This window comes from Pseudoroseomonas cervicalis ATCC 49957 (genome assembly GCF_000164635.1).
In the GTDB taxonomy this organism is placed as follows: domain Bacteria; phylum Pseudomonadota; class Alphaproteobacteria; order Acetobacterales; family Acetobacteraceae; genus Pseudoroseomonas; species Pseudoroseomonas cervicalis.
Window position 1 is genome coordinate 1 of sequence record NZ_GG771234.1, and the last position, 574, is coordinate 574.

At 78.4% G+C, this 574-nt stretch carries 1 protein-coding gene; it reads left to right on the top strand.

Annotated elements, in window-relative coordinates; all coding sequences use genetic code 11:
• The coding region (locus tag HMPREF0731_RS22745) for an SIMPL domain-containing protein (protein ID WP_040614585.1) at nucleotides 1-574 on the top strand (574 nt) is incomplete at both ends.

The window sequence follows — 574 nt, forward strand, 5'->3', positions numbered from 1 at the left end:
GCTGCTGCGCCTGGCCGAGACGGTGGAGCTGCGCCGCGCCCCCGACGAGATCACCGCGACGCTGCGCGTCGAGGCGCGCGCCGGCAGCGCCGCCGCCGCGCAATCCCAGGCCAATGCGGCGATGGAGCGCGCCCTGCAGGCGGCGCAGGCGGTGCCCGAGCTGCGCGCCAGCACCGGCCGCTACTATGCCGGACGGCTGGAGGAGGGGCGGCAATGGCAGGCCAGCCAGGGGCTGATCCTGCGCGGGTCCGAGCCGGCCAGGCTGCTGGAGCTGGCCGGCACGCTGCAGGGCCAGGGGCTGGTGCTGGAGGGCATCGGCTGGTCGCTCTCCGAGCCGCAGCGGCGCGAGGCGCTGGCCGAGGCGGAGCGCGAGGCGATCGCGCGGCTGCGCGCCCGCGCCGAGACGCTGGCCGGCCAGCTCGGCCAGGGCGTCGCCGCGATCCGCGAGCTGCAGGTGGAGACCGAGGGCCGCCTGCCGCCGCGGCCGATGATGGCGATGGCGCCGAGCCTGGCCTCCAGCCGGCGCGAGGTGGCCCCCGTCGCGGTGCCCGAGGACCTGACGCTGACCGCCACC